The following is a 25197-nucleotide window of genomic DNA, read 5'->3' as shown; positions in this document are numbered from 1 at the left end:
GCGCTCTGCGCCCCCTACCTCTTCTTCCACCCACCCCTATGCCCCGGCGCCCCTCCGCTCGACCGCGGCGATGGCCCGAACTCCGGCCCCGACTGCCTTGAGTCCGTCGGCTGGATGATGCGGCTTTCGCCGCCGAACGGCTTTGACGGCAGCGCGCGGTCGGCGCGATAGGGCAGGGATTCCGGGCCGTGCATCTCGTCGAGATGCGGCTTGTGCACCTTTGAGCCGCTGCCGCCGCCGCTCGCCTTCAGCGCGGAGCTCACGGTCTTTTTCTTCATCGCGCTGACCGGCAAATTGGCGGCGTCGCCGTATTTCTTCGCTCCCGCATAGGCGCCCGCCTTGCCCTGCACGGTGCGTTGCTTGACGGTGGGGTCGTCGACCACCGCGAGCTCGGTGGCGCGCAGGCGCTTGACCTCGTCGCGCAGGCGGGCGGCTTCCTCGAAGTTCAAATCGGCTGCGGCCTCGCGCATCCTTGTTTCGAGATCGCCCAGCACGGCTTCGAAATTGTGGCCGATCGAGATGACGTCGTCGGTCATGTCGTGGCCGCCGATCTCGACCAGCACATGATCGCGCTCGTAGACGCTGTTCATGATGTCGCCGATCGACTTCTTGATGCTCTCCGGCGTGATGCCATGCGCCGTGTTGTACTCGACCTGCTTCTCGCGCCGCCGATCGGTCTCGGCGATGGCGCGCTCCATCGAGCCCGTCATCTGGTCGGCATAGAGGATCACCTTGCCGTCGACGTTGCGCGCGGCGCGGCCGATGGTCTGGATCAGCGAGGTCTCGCTGCGCAAGAAGCCTTCCTTGTCGGCGTCGAGGATCGCGACCAGCGCGCATTCGGGAATGTCGAGGCCTTCGCGGAGCAAATTGATGCCGACCAGCGCGTCGAACGCGCCGAGGCGCAAATCGCGGATGATCTCGATGCGCTCGATGGTGTCGATATCGCTGTGCATGTAGCGGACGCGAATGCCCTGCTCATGCAGATATTCGGTGAGGTCCTCCGCCATGCGCTTGGTCAGCACCGTGATCAGCGAGCGGTAGCCGGCCTGGGCCGTGGCGCGGACCTCGCCGACGAGATCGTCGACCTGGGTGCGGGCCGGACGGATGTTGACCGGAGGATCAATGAGCCCGGTCGGGCGGATCACCTGCTCGACGAACACGCCGCCGCTCTCGTTGATCTCCCAGGCGCTGGGCGTGGCGGAGACCGCGACCGTCTGCGGCCGCATCATGTCCCATTCCTCGAAGCGCAGCGGACGGTTGTCCATGCAGGAGGGCAGGCGGAAGCCATATTCGGCGAGCGTCGCCTTGCGGCGGAAGTCGCCGCGGAACATGCCGCCGATCTGGGGAACGGTGACGTGGCTCTCGTCGGCGAACACCAGCGCGTTGTCGGGCACATATTCGAACAGCGTCGGCGGCGGCTCGCCGGGCAGGCGCCCGGTGAGATAGCGCGAATAGTTCTCGATGCCGGCGCAGCTTCCGGTCGCCTCCATCATCTCGAGGTCGAAGGTGGTGCGCTGCTCCAGCCGTTGCGCTTCCAGCAGGCGGCCCTGGTCGTGGAGCTGGTCGAGCCGCATCTTCAATTCGGATTTGATCGACTTGATCGCCTGCACCAGCGTCGGGCGCGGCGTCACATAGTGCGAGTTGGCGTAGATCTTGATGAATTCGAGCTCGTCCTGCTTGTGGCCGGTGAGCGGGTCGAACTCCTCGATGGTCTCGACGGTGTCGCCGAACAGGTTCACGCGCCAGGCGCGGTCTTCATAATGCGCCGGGAAGATGTCGATGACGTCGCCCCTGACACGGAAGGTGCCGCGGGTAAAATCGGCCTGGGTGCGCTTGTATTGCAGGGCGACGAGGTCGGCGATGAGCTGGCGCTGGTCGATGCGCTCGCCCTTCTTCAGGGCAAAGGTCATCGCGGTGTAGGTTTCGACCGAGCCGATACCGTAGATGCACGACACCGACGCGACGATGATGACGTCGTCGCGTTCGAGCAGCGCGCGCGTCGCCGAGTGGCGCATGCGGTCGATCTGCTCGTTGATCGAAGAGTCCTTTTCTATGTACGTGTCGGTACGAGGGACATACGCTTCCGGCTGGTAGTAGTCGTAATAGCTGACGAAATATTCGACCGCGTTGTCGGGGAAGAAGCTCTTGAACTCGCCATAGAGCTGGGCGGCGAGCGTCTTGTTCGGCGCAAGGATGATGGCGGGGCGCTGCGTTGCCTCGATCACCTTGGCCATCGTGTAGGTCTTGCCGGAGCCGGTGACGCCGAGCAGCACCTGAGAGCGGTCATTGCGATTGATGCCCTCGACCAGCTCGGCGATCGCGGTCGGCTGGTCGCCGCGCGGCTCGTAATGCGACTTGATCTCGAAGCGCACGCCGCCTTCGGACTTTTCCGGACGCGGCGGCCGATGCGGGGTCCACACCCTGGTGGAGCCGTCGTCCTTGCGGAACTCCGGTCGGCCCTCGCGGATCAGCGATTCCAGCGCGTCGGCGGTCGCCTTGACGCCGAGCGCCTCCATCTTGCTGCGCGGCGGGCGCGCCAGGGCTTCGGCATCGTCCTCTTCCGTCGGAAGACCGAGCTGACGGGCCAGTTCCGGATCGAGTGTCGGGATCGTGGCCGCAGTTCCGTAATTGGCCTGCGGTGCCTCGTCGAAGCCCGCGTTGCGGGCGCCGGGCGGCTGCGGATTGGGCCGCAGCGGCATCGGCCGTGTATTGTCTTGCGGAAACTCCTTCGGCGTCGAGGCCCGCGCGCGATGCGCGGCGGCCTCGCCCCCGGAGCGGCGGTCGCGCGAATTGTCCGGCGGCGGCTGCAGGCCGGTGCCCGATCCGAGCCCGGCATCGCCGCGATTGATCGCGGGATTGAGCAACTCGGCCAGCGCCGGCCCGATCGGCTGCACGTCGGGGCGAGACGCCTTGGAATTGGGCGCCTTCGCGTTCGGAGCCTTGGTCTTGGGGGATTTCCCGGATTTTTCGGAGGATGCAGGTTTCTTCGCCATGCTCCGAATATGGGGCGAGTCCGGCTCTCAGGAAAGGGCGAATGCCCTTCCCGGGTCAGACTGCTGACAGCAGGTTGGCAGCAGGATTGGATCGCCGGATCTTGCGATCAGGCCGCCGGCGACGGTCCCTCGTCGTCCCCGGCCGCCTGACGTGGCTCGAGGATGTCGAGGTGGATGCCGCCGCAATCGGTGCAGCGCATGGCCCAATACTCGCATCCGGCACGGCCGCCGATCACGCGGAGCACCGTGAGATCGCCGTCGCATTCCGGGCAGCTGGACAGCACATTGCGGGTGTAAATCCTCGGCCGCGACGTGTCTTCGAATTCGATGACTGACATGACCGGTTTCCCCCTTTGACCCTGCGCCGTTCCTTGGTTCGCTTGCAGTCCCGCTCGCCTATTCGTCGTCGCTGTCGTCGGCCCGCCGGCGGAATCGATCGATGTGATGCTTGGCATGGGCAATCGCGGCATCGGGATCGGGCCAGGCGAAGCCGACTTCCATGGCCGGAAACAGCACGCCGTCGATGGCAACCGGGCTGAAATCGGCACGCCGGATCCGGGCGTGCCAAAGTCCCTTGCCCGCTTCGAAGGATTCAATGTCAAAGCCGTCGTAGAGGGTCGTCATTGCAGTCCCCAAAATGTTTTGTTCGAGCGCCTTGTTGGAGGGTCAGGGGACCACATTTGCGGATTTCAGGATGTGAAGCCGTTCACAAGCGGCGGGCTTTTTTGCCCAAAGGGCGGCTGCAGCGTCAGTTCCGCGCGCTGGTGCGGCCGGTCCGCCGGACCGGACGGGCGGCGGGTTCCGACGCCGCGCGCATGATCCAGCGGCGGAACGCTGCAAAGTCGCGCTGCTCGGTCTGGAAGCTGCGATAGAGCAGGTACCAGCGCATGCCCTTGGGCACGGAGAGGTCGAATGGCGCGACCAGTCGGCCGGCGGCGAGATCGTCGTCGATATAGGGCCGGATGCCCATGGCGATGCCGAGCCCGTCGGCGGCAGCCTGAAGCGCCTGGCCGTAGAACTGGAACTCCGGCCCCCGCGCGTTGATGCGCGCGAGGTTCGCGGCCTTGAGCCAGATCGGCCAGTCCTCGGGCGAATGCGCGACGCGGATCAGGCTCGGTCCCCTAAGATCGGCCGGGCGCTTCAGCGAGGAAGCCAGGCGAGGCACGCAGACCGGCGTGAGGTCGCCGGCGAACAGCGGCTCGGCCACCAGCCCGGGCCAGTCGCCGGTCCCGAGCTGGATGCCGCAGCTCCAGTCTTCGCCGAACGGCACCGACGCGCCGCCGGTGGTGAAGCGCACCTCGATGTCGGGCTCCTCGTTGCGAAACTCCGACAGGCGCGGGATCAGCCAGCGCATCGCGAAGGTGTGGCCGATGCCGATGGTGAGCACGCGGACGCTCGAGGGCGCCGTCACCTGGGCGGTGAGGCTTGCGAGCGCGTCGAAGATCGGGGTCAGCCCGCTCTGATAGGCGCGGCCCGCCTGCGTGAGCAGCAGCTTGTTGGCCTTGCGCTCGAACAGCGCGACGCCGAGCCGTTCTTCCAGGATATGCACCATGCGGCTGACCGCCGCTGCCGATACGCTCAGCTCGAGGCCGGCCGCGGCAAAGCTGCCGGCCCGCGCCGCGGCTTCGAATGCCTTGATGCCGTTGAGAAACAGCAAGCGTCGCAAATGACCGACCCTCAGGAAAGCTGATGCCAGGCCAAGATAACTCAGTTTGCGCGCTGGCGGCAAGCGGGGCACGTTCGTTTCTGTCGGGGCTGTTCGGGATGGCGGGCGGGCTGATCCTGATCGGCGTGCTGCTGGCCCTGATGCCGCTGCCGACCGCGATGGTGTTGCATGCGATCACGCAGATGGCCTCGAACGGCTGGCGGGCCTTTCTCTGGCGCGCGCATATCCGCTGGCGGCCGGTGGCGAACTATATGGTCGGCGCGGCTGTCGCACTCGCGGCGTGGTCGCTCACGCGCTACGTGCCGGACAAGCCGGTCGCGCTGCTGCTGCTCGGCATCACCCCGTTCATGGCGCGGCTGCTGCCCGCCAACATCAAGCCGGATCCCGACCGTCTCTGGCAGGGCACCGTCTACGGCACGATCTGCATGGGCCTCATGCTGATGACCGGCGTATCGGGACCGCTGCTCGACACCTTCTTCCTCGGCGGCGATTTCGGCCGGCGCGAGAAGGTGGCGACCAAGGCGATGTGCCAGCTCGTCAGCCATTTCACCAAGCTGATCTATTTCGGCGGCGTGATCGACCAGGCCGCGACGCTCGATCCCGTGCTCGCGGCCGTCGCGATCGCAGCGTCCATGCTCGGCACCACGCTGGCGCGGCGCATCCTCGAAGCCATGACCGACCAGCAATTCGTAGCCTGGTCGATGAAGCTGATCACCACCATTGCCTGCTACTACATCGCCTATGGCAGCTGGCTGCTGGTCCGCACGCCCGTGCTGGCAGCCTTCGACAAGGGAGGTTTGCAATGAGCGAGACCGCCGACCCGCTGGTGCTGGACTTCGTCGAATGGGTTGCGCGCGAGCCCCGCGCCTATGCCGAGGTGATCGCGACCTGGAAGACCTCGTGCCCGCGCCTCACCATCTGGGAAGACGCCGCCGACCGCGGCTACGTCGCCCGCGAAACCCGGCCCGGAATAGGACTGATCATCGCGGTGACGGAAGGTGGCGAGAGGTTGCTGCGGATGAACGGGCGGTGAGCATGTTGCTTCATGCTAGCTCTCACCCGAGCGCTACCGCGAAGGCGCCGCAAGGCGTGGCCGGATGATCTCGACCATGCGCTCGGCCGAGGTGCCCGGCGGAAAGAAGCCGAGATATTTCCCGTAGCCGTCCATGAGGTAGATGAAGGAAGTGTGGTCGATTGTGTAGTCGCCGGTGTCCTTGCCGATCGGGATCCTGGCAAAATAGACCTTGTAGGCCTCTGCCGCTGCCCCGATCGCGTCGAGGCCGCCCGTCAGCCCGAGCAGCCGCGGATGGAATAGCGGCACATATTCGGCAAGATGCTGGGCCGTGTCGCGTTCGGGGTCGAGGGTGATGAAGACCGGCTGGACGGCTTCGGCGTCCGGCCCGAGCTGCTCGAGCGCCTGTCCGATCGCCATCAGGTCGGTGGGGCAGACGTCAGGGCAATAGGTGAAGCCGAAATAGACCAGCATCAGTCGTCCGCGGAAGTCGCGGTCGCTGCGCGGCTTGCCGGTCTGGTCGATCAGCTCGAACGGGCCGCCGACCGGCTCCCGATTCCACATCAGGATGTCCATGGTCTCCGCGGCCGAGCGCGCCTGCGCCGCTCCCGCGCAGGCAAGCGCCAGCGTCACGTACAGCCAGGCGCCGGCAGGTTGCATCACAGCCCGAAGGTGAGGCGGCTGCCTGTCGTCGTCACCACCACCTTGCCCTCCATCTGGGCATTGGCTTCCTGTGCGAAGTTGAGCCCGCTGCAATGCATGGGCACTACGACGTCAGGGTTGAGCGCCTTGATCTCGCTCACGACCTGCGCGAGGTAGTCCTTGGGCGCGGGACCGAGGTGAAACCCGCCGACGACGGCGTGCACTTTCTGGATGCCCGACACTTCCTGCGCCTGCTTCACCGAGTTAACGATGCCGACATGGCCGCAGGACGAGATCACGACGAGACCGAGATCCCGCACATTGAAGCAGGTGGCGTGCTCGTGGATGTGCTCGTCCGGCACGATCTTGCCTTCCATCTCTGCCGGCAGGTAATGCCCGACGTTGCAGCCCAGCCCATCCTTGATGCCAAACTCGACCAGGGTGTTTGGCAGTACGCGTTCACTGCTGCGGCGGGTGATCTTGCCCGTGGTGAAAGCGTGGTCCGCGACTACTGTTGGCGTCTCGCATAGCACGGTCGTCACTTTCTGCGCCGCGAGCGACCGGCGATCGAGGGTGCCGAAATCGGCGAATTGCCCCTGCGTCGGCGTCGGATTGACTCGATGGCAGAAATTATCCTCGCCGCCCGCATAGAGCTTAATGTCGGCGGGCAGCTTGTCGCGAAATTTATCGAGAAAGCCGTTCAGACCGCCGAAATGATCGTAGTGACCGTGGCTGACGATCAGCGCGTTGAGCTTGGCCGGATCGACGCCGATCAACGCCATGTTATTGAGCAGCACCTCGGGCGTGTATCCGTAGTCCAGCATCAGCGTGCGCTGGTTGCCGCCGCCTTCAGATTCCAACCAGAGCGACAGGCCCCATTCGTTGTGCAGCGATTTGCGGAAGTCGCTGCCGCGCGCGGCCGGCGTGATCGAGACGCCGTTGATTTGCTTGGGACGGAAGAACAGATCGAAGCTCGAATCCACCAGTACGCGCATCGAAAGCTTGTCGACGGTCGGGACGGTGATCGGCGCTGCGCTCGCGATCTCGACACAAGTGAAGGCATTGGCGGCTGCGGCGCCGGCAAGCGCTGCCGAGCCGAGAAGGAAATCGCGCCGTGGAATGGTTGTGGTCATGCAATGCCTCCCAAAGCTTGAAATGCCCGAGCTTAGGTCCAATCCGGTGCCAGCTCAACAAGCTGCGAGCAGATTCGGCGCCGGCGCGGGCGAGGTAACTGGTTGCCGGTCACACCCAGGCCATGGCGGCAAGACCGCTTTCTTGCGCTCGTAGCTATGACGGCTACTCTGTTCGCAAACCGCAGCAACGGGACCAGCCATGTCACTCAAACTTTACGAACTCGTCGGCACCGACGCCTCGCGACCGTTCAGCCCTTTCTGCTGGCGCACGCGGATGGCGCTGGCGCACAAGGGCCTCGCGGCGGAATCGCTGCCCTGGCGCTTCACCGAGAAGAGCGCGATCGCGCCGCACGGCTCGGAGAAGGTTCCGGTGCTGCTGCATCACGACCAGCCGGTGGTGGATTCCTGGACGATCGCGACCTATCTCGAAGACAAGTTTCCGGACCGTCCCTCGCTGTTCGTCGGCGAGGGCGGTCGCGCCATGGCGCGCATGCTCAATGCCTGGGGCGACATCGCCATCGTCGGCGGCATCTTTCCGCTGATCGTCGCCGACATTCCGAACAATCTGGACGCGGTGGACGCCGCCTATTTCCGCCAATCGCGCGAGGCGCGTTTCGGCGGCAAGACGCTGGAAGAGGTGATGGCCAGCCGCGATGCCGGCGTGGTCGCCTTCCGCAAATCGCTCGAGGTGATGCGGCAGACCCTAAAGAAGCAGCCCTTCATCGGCGGCGCCGCACCGAACTATGCCGACTACATCGTGTTCGGCGGTTTTCAGTGGGCGCGCGTGACGAGCCCGTTCAAGCTGCTGGAAGCGGATGACCCGGTCTACGTCTGGCGCGAAAAGCTGCTGGATGCGTTCGACGGCATGGCGCGGAAATCGCCGGGGCACGCTGTCTAAGCTTCGTAGCCGCATGGAGCGCAGCGCAATCCGGGAAGGTCGCAATGCGTGGCACGAACCCGGATTACGCTTGCGCTCCATCCGGGCTACGCATCGCCGCCGCTTCGCGCAAGCACGCCCGGCACAAACAATCCTCGCCCTTGATCGGCATTGGCAACCGCGCCGTTTCTTCCGCGCACCAGCAGGTGCCTGAGAGGTCGCAGCCGAATTCGGCGCCGCAACGGGAGCAGGCGAGGCGGCGCGGTTCCTGCACCGGCATTTCTTGCGGATTTGTCATGATTTGCGCAAAAGCCGTGCTGTCATTTTCATGCCGGGTTCATCTCCCGCTGCGGTATATTACGCCTCGCGCACGTATCAGGAAAGCGGTCGGCAAGGCGCGAAGGACACATCGATGGCCCGCGATTCGCAAGCCGCGCTCGTCGCGCTCAACCGTTTCGGCTTCGGCGCCCGCGGCGGCGCATCCGGCGATCTCATCAACGCGGCCTCCGATCCTCGCGGTTTTGTGAAGGCGGAACTCGCGCGTCCCAACGCTGTGCTGCTGGAGGCGCCGGGCCTGCAATCCACGCCGCAGCTCGGGCAGGCGGTGTTCGCCTATCAGGATCAGGTCAAGCAGGCGCGCGAGGCCGCCGCCAAAGCCGGCGCGCCGACCGAAACGCCGTCGCAAGCGCCGGCCGATCAGAAGTCCGGACCGCGCCGCAATCTCTCGCTGAACGCCGTGGCAACCGAGATCGCCGGCCAGATGGCCGAGGTCAAGCCTACTGACAATAAGCCGGCGGACAACGCGGCGAAGCCGGACATCATGCAGCCCAACGCGGCCGCGCCGCCTGCCGCAAAACCCGCCCCGCAGCCGCTCAACGTCATCCAAAAGACCTTTCGCGCCGAGGCGCTGGCGCGGTTGCAGCGCGCGACCCTGGTCGAGTGCGGCTTCACCGAACGCCTGGTCGTGTTCTGGTCCAACCATTTCTGCATCTCCGCCAGCAAGGGCGAACTGGCGCGGATATGGGCCGGCGCGTTCGAGCGCGAGGCGATCAGGCCGCATGTGCTCGGGCGTTTCGCCGACATGCTGAAAGCGGTGGAGCAGCATCCGGCGATGCTGTTCTTCCTCGACAACCAGCAATCGCTCGGACCGGATTCGCGCGCGGGCCAGAACCGCAAGCGCGGGCTGAACGAAAATCTCGCGCGCGAGATCATGGAGCTGCATACGCTCGGCGTCGGCGGCGGCTACACGCAGGACGACGTCACCTCGCTCGCGCGCATCATCACCGGCTGGACCTTTGCCGGCCGGCAGGGACAGCTGGGGGCGCCCGGTTCGTTCGTATTCAACGTCAATGCGCACCAGCCCGGGCCGCAAATGCTGCTCGGCAAGACCTACGAGCCGACCGGCCTTGCGCAGGGCGAAGCCGCCCTTGCCGACATCGCGCACCATCCCTCGACCGCGAACTTCATCGCCACCAAATTCGTTCGCCATTTCGTCGTCGACGATCCGCCGCCGGCGCTGGTGGCGCGATTGCGCGATGTCTTCATCAAGACCGACGGGGATCTCAAGGCGCTCGCAACCGCACTGGTCGATTCCGACGAGGCGTGGAAGGCGCCGCTGACGAAGATGCGGAGCCCCTATGATTTCCTGGTCGCGAGCGGCCGGCTGCTCGCGCGCGTGCCGGAGGATCCCGGCGCCTATCTCAACAACCTCAATCTGCTGGGCCAGCCGCTGTGGTCGCCGGCGGGACCGAATGGTTTCGCCGATACCAGCGCCGCGTGGGCGGCGCCCGAAGGCATCAAGCTCCGGCTCGACATTGCCGCGCAAATGGGCGCGCGGCTTGGGCCCAACATCGATCCGCTCGATTTGTTGGAATTTGCCGCCGCAGATGCGGCCTCGATCGAAACGCGGCGCACTATCGAGCGGGCGGAGTCGCGGCAGCAGGCGCTGGCGCTGCTGTTGATGTCGCCGGAAATGCAGAGGAGATGATGATGATCGACTGCGTCGAGAACCGGCTCCTCACCTCGCGCCGCGGCCTCCTGCTCGGCGGTGCCTCTTTTGCGGCGTGGGCTTATTTGCCGAAATTCGCCCGCGCGGCTGATGGCCGGGATCCCCGGCTGATCGTGGTGATCCTGCGCGGCGCACTTGACGGGCTTTCGACCGTCGCGCCGGTCGGCGATCCCGATTATGCCGGCTTGCACGGGGCGATCGCGCTGACGGCGGACGGTGCCCATCCCGCGATCATGCTTGATACTTTCTTCGCGCTGCATCCGGCGATGCCCGAGTTCGCACGCATGTATCGCGATAGGCACGCCGCGGTGATCCACGCGGTGGCGACGCCCTATCGCGACCGCTCGCATTTCGACGGTCAGGACGTGCTCGAAAGCGGCTACACCGGCCCGGGGCGCGTGCAATCCGGCTGGCTCAACCGCGCGCTGGAAGCGCTGCCGCGCGGCGAGCGGGTGTCGAGCGCTCTTGCCGTCGGCCCGACCACGCCGCTGGTGCTGCGCGGCAATGCGCCGACCGTCGGCTGGGCGCCGGTAGCGCTTCCGCAAGCCGATGACGACACCGCGATGCGTCTGGTCGAGCTCTATCGTCACCGCGATCCCGCGCTGGCCGCCGTGCTGTCGCAGGGCCTTGCGCTGGAAAAGGCCGCAAGCGGCGACGACATGAAGCCGAAGCCCGGCAATGCGGTCGCGCAGATGCGGCAAGTCGCGCGCGGCGCCGCAAAACTGATGGCGTCCGACGACGGCCCGCGCATCGCAGCGCTCGCTTTCGACGGCTGGGACACGCACGCCAATGAAGGCGGGCCGATCGGTCGCCTCGCCTTCCTGCTCGGCGGGCTCGACGGTGCGCTCGCCGAATTCGAAAGCGGCTTAGGGGAACGCTGGCGCGACACCGTCGTCGTGGTCGCCACTGAATTCGGCCGCACCGCGCGCATCAACGGCACCGACGGCACCGATCACGGCACGGGAACGATCGCGCTCCTCGCCGGCGGCGCGGTGAAGGGCGGCCGCGTCATCGCCGACTGGCCCGGCCTCAAGCCCGCCAACCTCTTTGAGGCCCGCGATCTCAAGCCCACCACAGACCTGCGCTCCGTGATCAAGGGCGTGCTGCAGGGCCAGTTCGGCCTCTCGGATCGCGTGCTGGCCGAGACGGTGTTTCCGGATAGCGCAAGCGCACGTCCGATGAAGGGGCTGGTTACCTGACTGCGATTCCGGGCTCGCGCCTTGCGGCGCGTCCCGGAATGACGACATGATTAGCCGAACATCAGGAGACCATCCCCATGTACATCGCCATGAACCGCTTCCGCGTCGTCAAGGGCTCCGAGGCCGCCTTCGAGCAGGTCTGGCTTTCGCGCGATACCCATTTGGACAAGGTACAGGGTTTCGTCGAATTTCATCTGCTGCGTGGGCCCGAGCTCGAGGACCACACGCTGTACGCCTCGCACACGATCTGGGCCAACCATGCCGCTTTCGAAGCCTGGACCAAATCGGATGCTTTTCGTGCCGCGCATGCGCGGGCCGGCGACACCAAGCCGACCTATCTCGGCCATCCCCAGTTCGAGGGCTTCGAGGTGATCCAGACGGTCGGACATGGCGCCAAGTAGCGCGCCACTTCGCAACGATCAGCCCAGCGTGATCTTATCGATCTCCGCCATCTCCTCCGCACCGAGCTTCCACGCAATCGCCCTCACGTTCTCCTCGACCTGCTCGACGCGGGTGGCGCCGGCAATCACGCTCGACACTTGCGGGCGCGCGGCGAGCCAGGAGAAGGCGAGCTCGAGCATGCTGTGGCCGCGCGCTTTCGCGAAGGCCGTGAGCTTCTCGACGATGTCCTCGTTGCGCGGCGTGACGTAGCGGTCGCGTAACGCCGGTACCTTGCCGAAGCGCGTATCGGTCGGGGCCGCCGCGCCGCGCTGGTACTTGCCGGTGAGGAGCCCACTTGCAAGCGGGAAGAACGGCAGGAGGCCGAGCTTGTACTCCTGTGCGGCCGGCAGCAGGTCCTTTTCGATGTCGCGCACCAGCAGGCTGTATTCATCCTGGCAGGACACGAAGCGGCTGACATTCATCGCGCGCGCGGTGAATTCGGCTTCCGCCATGCGCCAGGCCGGAAAGTTGGAATTGCCGATGTAGCGCACCTTGCCCTGACGGATGAGATCGTCGAGCGCGCGCAGCGTCTCCTCCATCGGCGTCAGCGGGTCGTAATCGTGCTGCTGATAGAGATCGATATAGTCGGTCTTGAGCCGCGTCAGGCTCGCCTCGACTGCGTTCATGATGTAGCGGCGCGAAGCGCCCTGCTTGGTTCCGTCGGTCGCCATCGGCTTTGAGTATTTGGTGGCGAGCACGATCTCCTTGCGGCGGTCGCCGAGCACGGTGCCGAGCACCGTTTCCGAACCGCCCATGCCGGCATAGATGTCGGCGGTGTCGAACAGCGTAATGCCGAGATCGAGCGCGCGATGGATCACCTTGCGCGAGGTCTCCAAATCCGTGCGCTGGCCGAAATTGTTGCAGCCGAGCCCGACCGCAGACACGCGTAGGCCGGAGGCGCCGAGATTACGAATTTCCATGGGAGATCCCTGTCGGAGATAGGCAGGGGCGCATTGTGACTGCGCTGCGCCGCTGCAGCAAGCCGCGCGCCGCGTTGCTGCCATGCTGACAAGGAACTGCGGACAACGACTGCCGACAAAAAAATGCGGCCCCTGTCAGACGCGGCGACTGACGGGGGACCGCTTTGGGGCGCTTGATCGGTGACGGGGGGGCTGATCAGACGCAGCTGCAGCCTAGTCCCGCTATGTTACGCGCGGGTGACAGGCAAAGTTATCCACAGGCCCCGCGTCGCGACGATCAGAAGATCTTGCGATAGACGATGAACCCGGAACGCTCGGCGACCTTGTCGTACAGACCCTGCGCCGTGACGTTGGTCTCATGCGTTTGCCAGTACACGCGCGGGGAGCCTGCGAGCTTCGCGCGCTCGTAGACGCCGTGGATCAGCGCCGAGCCGACACCTTTGCCGCGTGCGTCCTCGGTCGTGAACAAGTCCTGCAGATAGCAGGACGGCTCGATCGCGGTGGTGCTGCGGTGAAACAGGTAATTCGTCATCCCGAGCAGGCGGCCGTCGCTCTCGGCGACCAATCCGTGCACCGGCTCATAGGCATCGAAAAAGCGCTGCCACGTCACGCGCGTGATTTCGGGCGAGAGCGCGGTCGGGCCGGAGCGGCCGTAGAAGGCGTTGTAGCCGTCCCAGAGCGGCAGCCATTGATCGTAGTCCTGCCTGGTGACGGGGCGAATGGTGAGCGACATATGAATTCCCGCAATCGATGAGGCGTCCTTCATACGTGATGATGGATGCGTCGATCAATCGCGCATCACTCCGCGACGCGCAGATAACGGATCAGCTTGCGGCCTGCGGGATCGCGCAGTGAGCGGTAGTAGTCGGCGCGGGACGGCGCATCGGTGTGGCGCACGAGGTCGGTCACGGGCGTGTAGCTCAGCATGCGCCCGCCATCGGGCAGCGCGGCACAGACGAAGCGCAACACCTCGCCATTGCGCAAGGCGATGTTGATCGGCGTGGCATCGCCGATCCGCACCATCTCCATGCGCTGTGCGATGAAGGTGCCGAGCTCGTCCTGGGGCAATTCGAACGCGCCGGTGTCGCGGCCGTGATACATCAGCGCGATGAACGGCGGCTTGCCGTCGGCGATGTCGTTCGGCACCGCAAAATAATGGCGGAACGCGCGGTTGATGAATTCGGCGCGCGTCTCGGCGTCGAGCAGCACGATGCCGATATCGACCTGGTCGAGTGCGGCCGACAGCCGCGCGGCGATGGCGTGGCTCCGACGCTCGGCGGCAAACGTGCCGAGCAGCCGCTGGCGCATCAGGCCGGTGATGCCTGCGGTGCCCGCGGCGGCCGCCGCCAGAAGGCCGAGCCGGATCATATCCGCCGCCGTGGTCAGGCCTGAAACGCCGTGCTGGCTGAGGAGCAGCAGTGCCGCGCCGGTGACGGCGATGGCTGCGCTGGCGACGGCGGAAGCGGGACCCGAGAGCGCGCCGGCGAGCGCCACGATGCAGACGAGCAGCGGCGCAGGCGAGGGAGTGGGGACGAAACGATCGAAAAACATCGCCAGCAGCAAAGTCGCTGCCGTCAGCGCCGGACCGGAGATCGCACGCCATCCCAACCGCATGGGCCTGTCTCGCTCCTTCCTGAACGAGGTAAGGCGGCAACACTGACCGAACATTGCGCCATTGCGATGCGGTTTCGCGCGGTGTGCTTAAGGTGCGCTTTGGCTCACGCGCAAAGCTTTCGGATGATTTTAGACCAAATGCGCGTGCCTGAGACGTTGTTGCAGCGCGGGCGCATTCAGCGTCGACGTCCCTTGGCCCTTGCGTGTGCCGACGAAGATCAACAGCGATGCCGCGACGAGGATGGCCGCGGTCAGGGTGATTGCAACGATGACCACAGGTGATTTCATCGAAATCCTGTCGCGATGCCGGTCGGTGCGGGCCACGCGGCGCCTTGAAGGCGGGTCCAGGATGAAGCGGGAATCAGACCGGCAGGCCCATCGCCATGGTCGCCTTGGTCGACAGCACCGTCAGGGTGACGATCAGGCACAGCGAGAGTGCGGCGACGGCGAGCGAGGCCGCGACCGCATTGGTCAGCCGGGAAGACGAAACGGTAGCGGGTGGGCCCTGAAAGCCTGCCGTGCCGGACACCCGAATCATGGTCTAAATCCTTCAACGCGCGAGCGAATCACCCGCGACATCGAACAATTTCACTGTTGCAATCGGCAATATTGCGGCGGCCAATCGAGGGAAAATGGCGAGATTGCGGCAATGGTGACCCTTATGCCCGCTATTCGCCAGAGCGCGATCCCTCAGGCGCCAGCGGCGATGCTGGCGGGATCCTCGATGTCGGCCGGCCGCCAGTCCATTGCGACGAAGCCGGGCGCCGCTTCCACGCGCTTGAGCCAGTCACGGATCGCCGGGAAGGTCGAGAGGTCGAAGTCGCAGCGGTCGGCGAGGTGGGTATAGCCGTACAGCGCGATGTCGGCGACCGTGAGCTGCCGGGCCGCAAAATAGGCGTTGGTCTTGAGGTGATTCTCCATCACCTGGAGCGCGCCATAGCCGCGCTCCATCCAGTCCTCCAGCGAATGAGTCTGCAGGTCGCGGCCACCCCTTACCAGCGACAGCCAGAAATAGGCCGCGCCGATGTTCGGCTCCAGCGCGTGCTGCTCGAAGAACATCCATTGCAGCGCGTCGGCGCGATCGATGCGGTTCTCCGGCGCGAGCGGCGTGCCGACGGCGACGTACCAGAGAATGGCGTTCGACTCGGCGAGATAGCGATCGTCGCCGACCTCGAGCAGCGGCACCTGGCCGGACGGGTTCTTGGCCAGGAAATCCGGGGTGCGGCTCTCGCCGCGCAGAATGTCCACCTCGACCGCTTCGTAAGGCAAGTTCAGCAGCGCCAGCGCAAGGCGGACCTTGTAGCTGTTGCCCGAGCGCTGCATCGAATAGAGCTTGTACATTCTGAGGAGATTCCGGAAGACGGGAGGGCGCGGCGCTTGTTGCCTCGCAACGCGGCTAAACAATGATGCCGATGCGAATCCGCCGCAAGACCCGGCCAATAGAAAAACTCGAAAACCCTACCGCATTGCAATGCGGCGGAAGATCATTTCCGTGCGACCATCCAACTCAGTTCACGCTTGCGTCACCACGCGGGATGCAAGGCGCCTGCATTGGTGTAGCGCAAGCGCTCGCGTTTCGTCGTGGCCGGGCTTGACCCGGCCATCCACGTCTGAGCTACGCAGCAGAAGAACGGATGCCCGGGCCTTCGCCGCGCCGAAGCGGCTTTTGCCGCGCAGGCGGGACAAGCCCGGGCATGACGACGGTCTGGATTTCGCGGCGATCAGCCCGCCAAGATTGCTCCGAGGACACGCCTTGTCGGATATGTGGGATTTGCCTGGCAAAGTTGCGGAAAATTGCGGAAAATTACGACTTGATGCGCGCCAGACACGTAAACTTTTGCGGGATCGGACCGAAGTTTCTTGCGGTGCAACGGCACTCGTTTTAGGGTGGGTCATTCCCACAATCGGAGTCGTGAAGCCAAAGGGTTCACGACGCTTGTCAGGAGATGACGATGTCCTTCCTTGCCGCTGCGCTCGACCGTGTGAAGCCGTCCGCGACCATCGCGGTCACGGATAAAGCACGTGCGCTGAAAGCGGCGGGCCGCAACGTCATCGGCTTAGGTGCCGGCGAGCCCGACTTCGACACGCCCGCCAACATCAAGCTGGCCGCGATCCACGCCATCGAAGCGGGCAAGACCAAGTACACCGCGGTCGACGGCATTCCCGAGTTGAAGGAAGCCATCATCGCCAAGTTTCAGCGCGAGAACGGCGTCGTCTACAAGGCGAACCAGATCATCGTCGGCACCGGCGGCAAGCAGGTGCTCTACAACGCGCTGATGGCAACCATCAATCCGGGCGACGAGGTGATCATCCCCGCGCCGTACTGGGTCAGCTATCCCGAGATGGTGGCGCTGGCCGGTGGCGAGCCGGTGCCGGTGGTCTGCACCGCCGCGACCGGCTTCAAGCTCCAGGCCGAGGCGCTCGAGCGCGCGATCACGCCGAAGACCAAATGGGTGATCCTGTGCTCGCCGTCGAATCCGACGGGAGCTGCCTACACCAGGACCGAGCTCAAGGCGCTCACCGACGTGCTGGTCAAGCATCCCCACGTCTGGGTGATGACCGACGACATGTATGAGCATCTCGTCTATGACGACTTCCAGTTCACCACGGTCGCGCAGGTCGAGCCGAAACTCTACGACCGCACGCTTACCGTGAACGGCGTGTCGAAGGCCTATTGCATGACCGGCTGGCGTATCGGCTATGCCGGCGGCCCGGCGCAGCTGATCAAGGCGATGTCGACGATCCAGTCGCAGTCGACCTCGAACCCGTCGTCGATTGCGCAATGGGCCGCGGTTGAGGCGCTGAACGGTCCGCAGGACTTCATCCCCGCCAACAATAAGGTCTTCAAGGAGCGCCGCGACCTCGTCGTCTCCATGCTCAACCAGGCCAAGGGCATCGAGTGCCCGCGTCCCGAGGGTGCCTTCTACGTCTATCCGTCCTGCGCCGGCACCATCGGCAAGACCGCGCCGTCGGGCAAGGTGATCGACAATGACGAGACGTTCGTGACCGAGCTGCTCGAGACCGAAGGCGTCGCCGTGGTGCAGGGTTCGGCCTTCGGCCTCGGACCCGCGTTCCGCATTTCCTACGCAACCAAGACCTCGGACCTCGAAGACGCCTGCAAGCGCATCCAGCGCTTCTGCGGAAATCTGCGCTGAACTCGCAGACATGAAGTAACATCAAAGGGCCCGCGCAATGCGGGCCCTTTTTCTTTCAAGTCTGCACGATCTGGCGCCACGGGAACTGTTGTGGCATAGACCATCGCGCGGCGTGTGCCGCGCCCCCATGCTCGCATCGCATTCATCGCCGGAGATTTTCATGCGCCGTTCACTCCTCCTCGCCGGGCTTGCCGCTGCGAGCCTCGTTGCCTCCGTTGCGGGCGCCAGCGCGCAATCGCGGATGGTGCAGGTGGGCGTGCTCGAATGCCGCGGCGGCGCCAGCGTGGGCTTCATCGTGGGATCGGTGACCCATCTCGGCTGCGTGCTGCGAGTCGATGGTTTGCTGGACGACCGTTACGTCGCGACCATCCGCAAGGTCGGCCTGGATATCGGCATTACCCAGGAGACGGCTTTGGCGTGGGGCGTGTTCGCGCCGGTGAACCGGCTCGGACCGGGCGACCTCGCCGGCAACTACGCCGGTGCGCAGGGAAGCGCCTCCGTTGGTGTCGGCCTCGGCGGCAACGTGCTGGTCGGCGGCTCCAACAATTCGATCGCGCTCCAGCCGCTCAGCGTGCAGGGTCAGGTCGGCCTCAACGTCGCGGCCGGGCTCGAGAGCCTGGAACTTCGCCCCGGTCGTTAAGAGCTGGCCGTTAAGACCTGATCTCACCGACGACGCACCGCAGCGACGTTTGATGCTTGCCAAATCTCGGGGACGGGCAGAGCATCGGCGTTTGCCGACCCAATCATGGGCCGAGCTCCACACCAAGGAGGCGGCGAATGGGACAAGACGTCAGAAGTCCCCGAGGTCCACGGTGCATCGCGCTGGTGGGCCCTTTCCAAAGCGGTAAAACCACACTTCTCGAAGCGATCATGGCACGAACCGGCGCAATCCCTCGCGCCGGCAGCGTCGATGCCGGAACCTCCGTCGGCGACGCCACGCCAGAGGCCCGTCATCACAAGATGACCGTCGGGTTGACTGCCGTCACCACGAGTTTCATGGGCGACAGCTACACCTTCCTCGATTGTCCCGGTTCCGTCGAATTTGCCCACGACATGCGCGCCGCGCTGCCCGCGGTCGATGCCGCAATCGTGGTCTGCGAAGCCGACGAGAAGAAGCTGCCGCAGCTTCAGATCATTCTGCGCGAGCTGGAGGAGCTGAAGATCCCGCGTTTCCTGTTCCTCAACAAGATCGACCGCGCCAACAAGCGCATCCGCGAGACGCTCGAGATGCTCCAGCCCGCCTCTCGCGTGCCGCTTGTGCTGCGCCAGATCCCGATCTGGAAGGACGAGCTGATCGAGGGCTTCGTCGATCTCGCGCTGGAGCGCGCGTTCATTTACCGCGAGCACAAGGCCTCCGAAGTGGTCGCGCTTCAAGGCGGTGATCTCGATCGCGAGAAGGAGGCCCGCTTCTCGATGCTGGAGAAGCTCGCCGATCACGACGATGCGCTGATGGAGCAGCTGCTCGAGGACATTCCGCCACCGCGCGATGCCGTGTTCGACGATCTCGCCCGCGAACTGCGCGACGGGCTGATCTGCCCCGTGCTGCTCGGCGCCGCCGCCCGCGAAAACGGCGTGCTGCGCTTGATGAAAGCATTGCGCCACGAGGCGCCAGGTATCGCGGAGACCGCAAAACGACTCGGCGTTCCCGAGACCAGGGACGCCCTCGGCTTCGTCTTTAAGACGCTGCACTCGCAGCACGGCGGAAAGCTGTCGCTGACACGGATGCTCGCCGGCCACCTCGACGACGGTGCCACCCTGCAATCCTCCTCCGGCGGAGCCAGCCGCATCTCCGGCATCCTCGCCGTCACCGGAGCCTACGACACCAAGCGTGCCGCGGCGGAAGCCGGCGACACGGTGGCGCTCGCCAAGCTCGACCCGATCAAGACCGGCGACACGGTCTCGAACGGCAAGACCCAGCCGGCAGCGCTCGCCGCCAGCGAACCCACTCCGCCGGTGCTCGCGATCTCGGTTGCGGCCACCGACCGCAAGGACGACGTCAAGCTCGGCCAGGCGCTGATGCGGCTGCACGAGGAGGATCCCTCGCTCGTCTTCGTGATGAACGCGCAGACTCACGACACCGTGCTGTGGGGGCAGGGCGAGATGCATCTGCGCGTCGCGAGCGAGCGGCTACGCGACCGTTTCGGCGTCAAGGTCGCCTCGCATCCACCCGCGATCGGCTATCAGGAAACCATCCGCAAGCCGATCGTCCAGCGCGGCCGCCACAAGAAACAGTCCGGTGGGCATGGCCAGTTCGGCGATGTCGTGCTCGACATCAGGCCGCTGCCGCGCGGCGAGGGCTTCAGGTTCGCCGAGAAGGTGGTCGGCGGTGCGGTGCCCCGCAACTATATCGGCGCGGTGGAAGAGGGCGTCGTGGACGGGCTTGCGCGTGGCCCGCTCGGTTTCCCGGTCACCGATTTGCAGGTGACGCTGACCGACGGCTCCTATCACAGCGTCGATTCCTCCGACCTCGCCTTTCGCACGGCGGCGCGGGTCGGGCTCAACGAAGGCCTGCCGCAATGCCAGTCGGTGCTGCTGGAGCCGATCCACGTGGTCGAGATCGTCTGCCCGACCGACGCCACCGCCAAGATCAACGCGATCCTGTCGGCGCGTCGCGGCCAGATCCTCGGCTTCGACACCCGCGACGGCTGGAGCGGATGGGACTGCGTCCGCGCCATGATGCCGGAAGCCGAGATCGGCGAGTTGATCGTCGAGCTGCGCTCGGCCACGGCAGGCGCCGGCAGCTTCACCCGCCAGTTCGACCACATGGCCGAAGTCACGGGGCGCGCCGCCGACCAGATCATCGCTGCGCATCAGCACGCGGCGTGAGCTGCCTCTCGCAGTGAGGCACGTACTGCTCTCGCCCTCTCTCCGTTCGTACGGGGAGAGGGCGACGCGGAACACGTGGCGGCGAGGGCCCTCTTGCGTTCGGCTCAACTTGATGTATTTTACATCATTGTGCATGCTCCAGACATCATTTATAATCGTTCATACGTGAGGCCAAGGTGATCACGTCGTTCCAGATGCGGGCAGCGCGCGCGCTGCTCGGCATTGACCAGAGGGCCTTGGCGGAGCTTGCAGGCGTATCGCTGCCGACCATTCAGCGGATGGAGGCGAGCACCGGCAACGTCCGTGGCGTGGTCGAGACCTTGATGAAGGTGGTCGAAGCCTTTGATCGGGCCGGCGTCGAGCTGATCGGCGAACAGGCGCGCAGCGAAGGCGGCGGACGTGGCGTTCGGCTCAAGGAGCCGGGGCCGCCGCGTCGGGTGGGGGCGTGATCCCGCAAATGATCATGCTCGGAAGCAGTCTTAACTAACGCACCGTCGCGCCCCGATACGCGGCCGCACGATGCATCGGAGCGTCGTGGGCAGCGGAGCATTTTGCTGAAATGAGCATCACAGGCGAACACGCAGGCAAGCTGCACCAGCTTCGTCGGCCGACCTTCACCGAACTCTATCTGCCAAAGCTCGTCACCGTATGGCGCGAGGGCTACGGCTGGTCGGATTTCCGCGCCGATGTGTTTGCGGGCCTCACAGTTGCGATCGTCGCGCTGCCGCTGTCGATGGCGATAGCGATCGCCTCCGGTGTGACGCCGGACCGCGGACTTTACACCGCTGTTGTCGGCGGCTTCATTGCCTCACTGCTCGGCGGCAGCCGGTTCCAGATCGGCGGTCCTGCCGGCGCCTTCATTGTGCTGGTTGCGGCGACCGCCGACCGTCACGGGGTCGACGGCGTGATCCTGGCGACGCTGATGGCGGGCCTGTTCCTGATCGCTGCGGGCTTCCTGCGGATCGGCACCTATATCAAGTTCATTCCGTATCCGGTGACGGTCGGCTTCACCGCCGGCATCGCCGTCATCATCTTCGCCAGCCAGCTGCGCGATCTCGGCGGGATCACGCTCCTCGCGAAGGAGCCGAGCGAGTTCGTTCCGAAACTGGTCGCGCTTGCCGGCGGCCTGCACACCGTCAATCCGTCGGCCGTCGCGGTCGCGATCGTCAGCATTGCCATCATCGCCGGACTGCGACGTTGGCTGCCGTCCTGGCCGGGCATCCTGATCGCGGTCGTGCTCGCGGCGGTCGCATGTGCCGTGCTGTCGCTGCCGGTCGAGACCGTCGGCTCGCGCTTCGGCGGCATTCCGCGCGAACTGCCCTCGCCGGCCTTGCCTGCGTTCTCGCTCGCAAAGGCGACCGCCGTGCTGCCGGATGCGATCTCCTTCGCGCTGCTCGCCGCCATCGAATCGCTGCTGTCGGCGGTGGTGGCCGACGGCATGACCGGTCGCCGTCACCGCTCCAATTGCGAGCTGGTGGCGCAAGGCGCTGCCAATGTCGGCGCGGCGCTGTTCGGCGGCATCTGTGTCACGGGGCTGATCGCGCGTACCGCGACCAACATCCGCGCCGGCGCGCGGGGGCCGCTCGCGGGCATGCTGCATTCGGTCTTCCTGCTGCTGTTCATGCTGATCGCAGCGCCGCTCGCGAGCTACATCCCGCTGGCCGCGCTCGCCGCCGTGCTCGTCGTGGTGGCTTGGACCATGGCGGAGAAGCACGAATTCGCGACGCTCCTTCGCTCATCATGGGGCGATGCCGTGGTGCTGCTCGCAACCTTCCTGCTCACCATCTTCCGCGATCTGACCGAAGGGATTCTGGTCGGCTTCGCGCTCGGCGCGGTGCTGTTCATCCATCGTATGGCGGAAATGACCGGCATCGAGGAACGTTCGCCGATGGTGGCCGCCGATCGTCCCGACGACGAAAATGGCGAGCGCGTGCCTTACGACCCCGCGCTCGCGGTCGATCGCGACGTGCTGGTCTATCGCATCACCGGCGCGTTCTTCTTCGGCGCGGCCTCGGCGATCGGCAGCGTGCTCGACGGCATCGCCGACAAGCGCAAGGGATTCGTGGTCGATTTCGCCGCGGTGCCGTTTTTGGATTCGACCGCGGCCAACGTGCTCGGCCGCGTCGCCGCCAAGGCTCACCGCCAGGGCATCCGGCTGTTCATCACGGGGGCGTCGCCTGCGGTGCGCCGCGCGCTGCTCACCCATGGCGTCACGCCGCCACGCGCCCGCTATCGCGAGACCATCGCGCGTGCGGTCGCCGACATCAAGGGTGGCGCGGCGCAGCCCGCGGCCGGTGAGGCGGGCACGACCTGACGTCGAGCCTCTCCCGAGACGGCCCGCGCGCTTGACAGGGCTTGCGGGACGCGAAATGGATCGCCTCCGAAACGACCCCAGGGGAGGACGACCGTGACCAAGGCTCCCGCAGCCTGTCTGATCGGATGGCCGGCCGCGCATTCGCGCTCGCCGCTGATCCATCGTTACTGGCTGCGCACGCTCGATATCGAGGGCGGCTATGTCATCGAGGCGGTTCCACCTGATAATCTGCGCGACTTCGTGCTGCGGCTGTCGCTGCGCGGCTTCGTCGGCGCCAACGTCACCATCCCGCACAAGGAGGGCGTGCTTGAGCTCTCGACGCCCGATGCCCGCGCGCGGGCGGTCGGTGCGGCCAACACGCTGTGGTTTGCGGACGGCGAGCTGCACTCGACCAACACCGACGTCGAGGGCTTTATCAGCAATCTCGATGCCAGCGCGCCCGGCTGGGACGCAGCCGAAGAGGCGCTGGTGCTGGGCGCCGGCGGCTCCTCGCGCGCCATCGTGTTCGGGTTGCTCGAACGCGGCATCAGCTGCGTGCATCTCGCCAATCGCACCATCGCCCGGGCCGAGATGCTTGCAGGGCAGTTCGGGCCGAACGTGCATCCTGTTGCCTGGGACGGCATCGACGACATCCTGCCGCGTGCAAAACTTCTCGTGAACACGACCTCGCTCGGCATGGACGGCCAGCCTTCACTCGACCTTGACGTGGCGCGCCTGGCGGATGGCGCCGTGGTCGCCGATCTCGTCTATGTCCCGCTGGTGACGCCGCTGCTCGCGGCCGCACAGGCGCGCGGGCTGAAAACCGCCGACGGGCTCGGCATGCTGCTGCATCAGGCGATCCGCGGCTTCGAGCTGTGGTTCGGCCAGCGGCCGCAGGTCACGGCCGAGCTGCGCGCGCTGGTCGAGGCCGATCTCACAAAGACTTGAGAGAATAGCGCGTAACCTCCGGAGTTCTATGTCCGTAAGGGCGATAGGGACAATCGGAGACCATCATGTCTGTTCAACGTGCAACTTTCACACGTCCGCTCATCGCCGTCGCGATGGTGGCCGTCTCGACCCTTTCAGCACTTGCGCAAAGGGCGCCGGTGCCGACGCGCGTGCGCGGCACGATCGAAAGCGTCAATGGTGACACGATGCAGGTCAAGGCGCGCAGCGGCGAGGACGTCAAGCTGCACATCGCCTCCGACGTGAACGTGTCGGGCATTACCAGGATTTCACTTGCCGACATCAAGCCCGGCTCCTTCGTCGGCGCCACCACCGTGCCGGGACCGGACGGCGGCGCGAACGCGGTCGAGGTCCACGTGTTTCCGGAGAGCATGCGCGGCACCGGCGAGGGCTCGCGCCCCTATGACCTCAAGCCCAACTCCAGCATGACTAATGCGACCGTGTCGGAGAGCGTGGTCGGCAATGACGGCCATACGCTGCTGGTCAAGTACAAGGACGGCGAGAAGAAGGTGTTCGTCGCCGACAATACCCCGGTGGTGACCTTCGTGCCCGGCGACAAATCCGATCTGAAGGCCGGCGCCAAGGTGATCGCCTTCATGAAGCAGCTGCCGGACGGCTCGTTCGAAACCAACCGCGTCAGCGTCGGCCGCGACGGCCTGACGCCGCCGATGTAAATGGAGAATAACAACATGTCGAAGAGAAGCTGGATATCACGCGTTGGCGTGGCTGCATTCGCCGCCTGCATCGTCACGTCATCCGCCCTGGCGCAGCAGACGCCGACGGTCCGCATCCGCGGCACCATCGAGAGCGTCGACGGCAACACGCTCGGCATCAAGACCCGCGAAGGCAGCGACGTGAAGGTGCGCATGACCGACAACGTCGCGGTCTTCGCGGTGGTGAAGACGTCGTTGTCGGAGATCAAGGACGGTTCCTATATCGGCGTCACCGGAATGCCCGAGCCCGACGGCACCCAGAAGGCGATCGCGGTGCACATCTTCCCTGAAAACCAGCGCGGCGCGGCCGAAGGTTTTCGTCCCTGGGATGCGCGCGCCAACTCGACCATGACCAACGCCACCGTGGCGCAGACGGTGAAGGGCACCGACGGCCAGAACATCACGGTCAAGTACAAGGACGGCGAGAAGAAAGTCGTGGTGCCCCCGGACACGCCGATCGTCACCTTCGTGGCCAGCGACAAATCCGAGCTCAAGCCCGGCGCCAAGCTGATCATTTTCGGTGCGGTGAAGAAGGACGATGGTTCGCTGGAAGCCAACCGGGTCAACGTCGGCCGCGACGGAGTGACGCCGCCGATGTAAGGGTGCTGCTGCGGCGGCATCTTCAGTGTCGTCCCGGCTGAGGCCGGGACCCATACCGCGTGATCTATCGTTGGGCGCAGGTCTCAGTACCGCGCGAAGGTTGAATAACTACCAATCTTCGCCAAACTACTCGCTGTGG

At 65.5% G+C, this 25197-nt stretch carries 27 protein-coding genes; 14 read left to right on the top strand and 13 right to left on the bottom strand.

All coding sequences use genetic code 11. The features are described 5' to 3' along the window. Positions 1–14 precede the first annotated feature (14 nt). The 4 genes from uvrB to IVA75_RS28870 form a co-directional block, all read right to left on the bottom strand. The gene (uvrB, locus tag IVA75_RS28885) at positions 15–2993 is read right to left on the bottom strand and encodes an excinuclease ABC subunit UvrB (protein ID WP_247359549.1); all 2979 of its coding nucleotides are present in this window, start codon (positions 2991–2993) and stop codon (positions 15–17) included. A 107-nt stretch (positions 2994–3100) separates the two neighbouring features. After that, on the bottom strand, positions 3101–3331 hold the full coding sequence (locus tag IVA75_RS28880) for a hypothetical protein (protein ID WP_027520348.1): 231 nt from the start codon (positions 3329–3331) through the stop codon (positions 3101–3103). A gap of 58 nt (positions 3332–3389) precedes the next feature. Further along, positions 3390–3617 carry a hypothetical protein gene (locus IVA75_RS28875; RefSeq protein WP_007614796.1) on the bottom strand — a complete coding sequence of 76 codons (228 nt, stop codon included), beginning with the start codon at positions 3615–3617 and terminating at the stop codon, positions 3390–3392. Between the two features lie 124 nt (positions 3618–3741). Next, entirely contained in the window at positions 3742–4659 is a 918-nt protein-coding gene (locus IVA75_RS28870) for a LysR substrate-binding domain-containing protein (RefSeq protein WP_247282556.1), read from the bottom strand. Positions 4660–4682: 23 nt separating this feature from the next. Here IVA75_RS28870 and IVA75_RS28865 point away from each other — a divergent pair, with 23 nt between their 5' ends. Together IVA75_RS28865 and IVA75_RS28860 are read left to right on the top strand one after the other, a co-directional pair. Then, positions 4683–5465 (top strand): sulfite exporter TauE/SafE family protein, encoded by a 783-nt coding sequence (locus IVA75_RS28865; protein WP_247282555.1) that lies wholly within the window; start codon positions 4683–4685, stop codon positions 5463–5465. Continuing rightward, positions 5462–5692, top strand: coding sequence for a hypothetical protein (locus tag IVA75_RS28860; RefSeq protein WP_247282554.1), 231 nt, complete (start codon positions 5462–5464; stop codon positions 5690–5692). The genes IVA75_RS28865 and IVA75_RS28860 overlap by 4 nt, the downstream gene beginning before the upstream one ends. A 33-nt stretch (positions 5693–5725) precedes the next feature. On the opposite strand, the gene IVA75_RS28855 is transcribed toward IVA75_RS28860, so the two are convergent. Both IVA75_RS28855 and IVA75_RS28850 read right to left on the bottom strand, forming a co-directional pair. After that, positions 5726–6331: an SCO family protein gene (locus tag IVA75_RS28855; protein ID WP_247282553.1), complete on the bottom strand. Its 606-nt coding sequence runs from the start codon at positions 6329–6331 to the stop codon at positions 5726–5728. Further along, a complete protein-coding gene (locus IVA75_RS28850; RefSeq protein ID WP_247282552.1) occupies positions 6331–7446 on the bottom strand; it encodes an MBL fold metallo-hydrolase in 1116 nt (371 codons plus the stop codon). Before IVA75_RS28850 ends, IVA75_RS28855 begins: the two co-directional genes overlap by 1 nt. A gap of 199 nt (positions 7447–7645) precedes the next feature. Between IVA75_RS28850 and IVA75_RS28845 the strand changes: the two genes are divergently transcribed. Continuing rightward, positions 7646–8344, top strand: a complete 699-nt coding sequence (locus IVA75_RS28845) for a glutathione S-transferase family protein (protein WP_247282551.1) — start codon at positions 7646–7648, stop codon at positions 8342–8344. Between the two features lie 64 nt (positions 8345–8408). Here the strand turns inward: IVA75_RS28845 and IVA75_RS28840 are convergent, their stop codons facing one another. Beyond that, positions 8409–8621, bottom strand: coding sequence for a cysteine-rich CWC family protein (locus IVA75_RS28840; RefSeq protein WP_247282550.1), 213 nt, complete (start codon positions 8619–8621; stop codon positions 8409–8411). A gap of 114 nt (positions 8622–8735) precedes the next feature. On the opposite strand from IVA75_RS28840, the gene IVA75_RS28835 reads away from it, so the two are divergent. From IVA75_RS28835 to IVA75_RS28825, 3 genes are all read left to right on the top strand, one after another. Further along, positions 8736–10310, top strand: coding sequence for a DUF1800 family protein (locus IVA75_RS28835; protein WP_247282549.1), 1575 nt, complete (start codon positions 8736–8738; stop codon positions 10308–10310). Between the two features lie 2 nt (positions 10311–10312). Then, the gene (locus IVA75_RS28830; RefSeq protein WP_247282548.1) at positions 10313–11530 is read left to right on the top strand and encodes a DUF1501 domain-containing protein; all 1218 of its coding nucleotides are present in this window, start codon (positions 10313–10315) and stop codon (positions 11528–11530) included. Between the two features lie 77 nt (positions 11531–11607). Next, positions 11608–11931, top strand: coding sequence for an antibiotic biosynthesis monooxygenase (locus IVA75_RS28825; RefSeq protein ID WP_247282547.1), 324 nt, complete (start codon positions 11608–11610; stop codon positions 11929–11931). 18 nt (positions 11932–11949) lie between these two features. Here IVA75_RS28825 and IVA75_RS28820 read toward each other — a convergent pair whose 3' ends face one another. The 6 genes from IVA75_RS28820 to IVA75_RS28795 all read right to left on the bottom strand — a co-directional run bounded on the left by IVA75_RS28820 (position 11950) and on the right by IVA75_RS28795 (position 15846). Then, positions 11950–12891 carry an aldo/keto reductase gene (locus IVA75_RS28820; protein WP_027565354.1) on the bottom strand — a complete coding sequence of 314 codons (942 nt, stop codon included), beginning with the start codon at positions 12889–12891 and terminating at the stop codon, positions 11950–11952. Between the two features lie 277 nt (positions 12892–13168). Next, positions 13169–13624, bottom strand: a complete 456-nt coding sequence (locus IVA75_RS28815; protein WP_247282546.1) for a GNAT family N-acetyltransferase — start codon at positions 13622–13624, stop codon at positions 13169–13171. Positions 13625–13689: 65 nt separating this feature from the next. Continuing rightward, a complete protein-coding gene (locus IVA75_RS28810) occupies positions 13690–14505 on the bottom strand; it encodes a PAS-domain containing protein (protein WP_247282545.1) in 816 nt (271 codons plus the stop codon). A 129-nt stretch (positions 14506–14634) separates the two neighbouring features. Beyond that, entirely contained in the window at positions 14635–14829 is a 195-nt protein-coding gene (locus tag IVA75_RS28805; RefSeq protein WP_155809328.1) for a hypothetical protein, read from the bottom strand. Positions 14830–14866: 37 nt separating this feature from the next. Then, positions 14867–15043, bottom strand: a complete 177-nt coding sequence (locus tag IVA75_RS28800; RefSeq protein WP_197031094.1) for a hypothetical protein — start codon at positions 15041–15043, stop codon at positions 14867–14869. 152 nt (positions 15044–15195) lie between these two features. Then, complete coding sequence (locus IVA75_RS28795; protein ID WP_007596746.1) at positions 15196–15846, bottom strand: glutathione S-transferase family protein; 651 nt, start codon at positions 15844–15846, stop codon at positions 15196–15198. 611 nt (positions 15847–16457) lie between these two features. Here IVA75_RS28795 and IVA75_RS28790 point away from each other — a divergent pair. The 8 genes from IVA75_RS28790 to IVA75_RS28755 all read left to right on the top strand — a co-directional run bounded on the left by IVA75_RS28790 (position 16458) and on the right by IVA75_RS28755 (position 25058). Then, a complete protein-coding gene (locus IVA75_RS28790; RefSeq protein ID WP_007596745.1) occupies positions 16458–17660 on the top strand; it encodes a pyridoxal phosphate-dependent aminotransferase in 1203 nt (400 codons plus the stop codon). A gap of 160 nt (positions 17661–17820) precedes the next feature. After that, on the top strand, positions 17821–18300 hold the full coding sequence (locus IVA75_RS28785) for a DUF992 domain-containing protein (protein WP_247282544.1): 480 nt from the start codon (positions 17821–17823) through the stop codon (positions 18298–18300). Positions 18301–18437: 137 nt separating this feature from the next. Then, entirely contained in the window at positions 18438–20486 is a 2049-nt protein-coding gene (locus IVA75_RS28780; protein WP_027565350.1) for an elongation factor G, read from the top strand. 176 nt (positions 20487–20662) lie between these two features. Then, positions 20663–20935, top strand: a complete 273-nt coding sequence (locus tag IVA75_RS28775) for a helix-turn-helix transcriptional regulator (RefSeq protein ID WP_007614761.1) — start codon at positions 20663–20665, stop codon at positions 20933–20935. Positions 20936–21045: 110 nt separating this feature from the next. Further along, positions 21046–22800, top strand: a complete 1755-nt coding sequence (locus IVA75_RS28770; protein WP_027565349.1) for a SulP family inorganic anion transporter — start codon at positions 21046–21048, stop codon at positions 22798–22800. A gap of 93 nt (positions 22801–22893) precedes the next feature. Beyond that, complete coding sequence (locus IVA75_RS28765) at positions 22894–23727, top strand: shikimate dehydrogenase (protein WP_247282543.1); 834 nt, start codon at positions 22894–22896, stop codon at positions 23725–23727. Positions 23728–23792: 65 nt separating this feature from the next. Continuing rightward, positions 23793–24419 carry a hypothetical protein gene (locus IVA75_RS28760; RefSeq protein WP_007596731.1) on the top strand — a complete coding sequence of 209 codons (627 nt, stop codon included), beginning with the start codon at positions 23793–23795 and terminating at the stop codon, positions 24417–24419. Between the two features lie 15 nt (positions 24420–24434). Next, positions 24435–25058: a hypothetical protein gene (locus tag IVA75_RS28755; protein WP_027565346.1), complete on the top strand. Its 624-nt coding sequence runs from the start codon at positions 24435–24437 to the stop codon at positions 25056–25058. Positions 25059–25197 lie beyond the last annotated feature (139 nt).

The sequence above is a fragment of the Bradyrhizobium sp. 134 genome (assembly GCF_023074155.1).
Lineage (GTDB): Bacteria > Pseudomonadota > Alphaproteobacteria > Rhizobiales > Xanthobacteraceae > Bradyrhizobium.
The sequence above is the reverse complement of the archived record's forward strand: the minus strand, read 5'-3'. Positions and strand labels throughout refer to the sequence as shown.

What these genes read in the sequence shown, in the direction of transcription:
- uvrB (WP_247359549.1), bottom strand. Translation starts at nt 2,993, where the DNA reads ATGGCGAAGAAACCTGCATCCTCCGAAAAATCCGGGAAATCCCCCAAG.
- IVA75_RS28880 (WP_027520348.1), bottom strand. Translation starts at nt 3,331, where the DNA reads ATGTCAGTCATCGAATTCGAAGACACGTCGCGGCCGAGGATTTACACC.
- IVA75_RS28875 (WP_007614796.1), bottom strand. Translation starts at nt 3,617, where the DNA reads ATGACGACCCTCTACGACGGCTTTGACATTGAATCCTTCGAAGCGGGC.
- IVA75_RS28865 (WP_247282555.1), top strand. Translation starts at nt 4,683, where the DNA reads ATGCCAGGCCAAGATAACTCAGTTTGCGCGCTGGCGGCAAGCGGGGCA.
- IVA75_RS28860 (WP_247282554.1), top strand. Translation starts at nt 5,462, where the DNA reads ATGAGCGAGACCGCCGACCCGCTGGTGCTGGACTTCGTCGAATGGGTT.
- IVA75_RS28855 (WP_247282553.1), bottom strand. Translation starts at nt 6,331, where the DNA reads ATGCAACCTGCCGGCGCCTGGCTGTACGTGACGCTGGCGCTTGCCTGC.
- IVA75_RS28850 (WP_247282552.1), bottom strand. Translation starts at nt 7,446, where the DNA reads ATGACCACAACCATTCCACGGCGCGATTTCCTTCTCGGCTCGGCAGCG.
- IVA75_RS28845 (WP_247282551.1), top strand. Translation starts at nt 7,646, where the DNA reads ATGTCACTCAAACTTTACGAACTCGTCGGCACCGACGCCTCGCGACCG.
- IVA75_RS28840 (WP_247282550.1), bottom strand. Translation starts at nt 8,621, where the DNA reads ATGACAAATCCGCAAGAAATGCCGGTGCAGGAACCGCGCCGCCTCGCC.
- IVA75_RS28835 (WP_247282549.1), top strand. Translation starts at nt 8,736, where the DNA reads ATGGCCCGCGATTCGCAAGCCGCGCTCGTCGCGCTCAACCGTTTCGGC.
- IVA75_RS28830 (WP_247282548.1), top strand. Translation starts at nt 10,313, where the DNA reads ATGATCGACTGCGTCGAGAACCGGCTCCTCACCTCGCGCCGCGGCCTC.
- IVA75_RS28825 (WP_247282547.1), top strand. Translation starts at nt 11,608, where the DNA reads ATGTACATCGCCATGAACCGCTTCCGCGTCGTCAAGGGCTCCGAGGCC.
- IVA75_RS28820 (WP_027565354.1), bottom strand. Translation starts at nt 12,891, where the DNA reads ATGGAAATTCGTAATCTCGGCGCCTCCGGCCTACGCGTGTCTGCGGTC.
- IVA75_RS28815 (WP_247282546.1), bottom strand. Translation starts at nt 13,624, where the DNA reads ATGTCGCTCACCATTCGCCCCGTCACCAGGCAGGACTACGATCAATGG.
- IVA75_RS28810 (WP_247282545.1), bottom strand. Translation starts at nt 14,505, where the DNA reads ATGCGGTTGGGATGGCGTGCGATCTCCGGTCCGGCGCTGACGGCAGCG.
- IVA75_RS28800 (WP_197031094.1), bottom strand. Translation starts at nt 15,043, where the DNA reads ATGATTCGGGTGTCCGGCACGGCAGGCTTTCAGGGCCCACCCGCTACC.
- IVA75_RS28795 (WP_007596746.1), bottom strand. Translation starts at nt 15,846, where the DNA reads ATGTACAAGCTCTATTCGATGCAGCGCTCGGGCAACAGCTACAAGGTC.
- IVA75_RS28790 (WP_007596745.1), top strand. Translation starts at nt 16,458, where the DNA reads ATGTCCTTCCTTGCCGCTGCGCTCGACCGTGTGAAGCCGTCCGCGACC.
- IVA75_RS28785 (WP_247282544.1), top strand. Translation starts at nt 17,821, where the DNA reads ATGCGCCGTTCACTCCTCCTCGCCGGGCTTGCCGCTGCGAGCCTCGTT.
- IVA75_RS28780 (WP_027565350.1), top strand. Translation starts at nt 18,438, where the DNA reads ATGGGACAAGACGTCAGAAGTCCCCGAGGTCCACGGTGCATCGCGCTG.
- IVA75_RS28770 (WP_027565349.1), top strand. Translation starts at nt 21,046, where the DNA reads ATGAGCATCACAGGCGAACACGCAGGCAAGCTGCACCAGCTTCGTCGG.
- IVA75_RS28760 (WP_007596731.1), top strand. Translation starts at nt 23,793, where the DNA reads ATGTCTGTTCAACGTGCAACTTTCACACGTCCGCTCATCGCCGTCGCG.
- IVA75_RS28755 (WP_027565346.1), top strand. Translation starts at nt 24,435, where the DNA reads ATGTCGAAGAGAAGCTGGATATCACGCGTTGGCGTGGCTGCATTCGCC.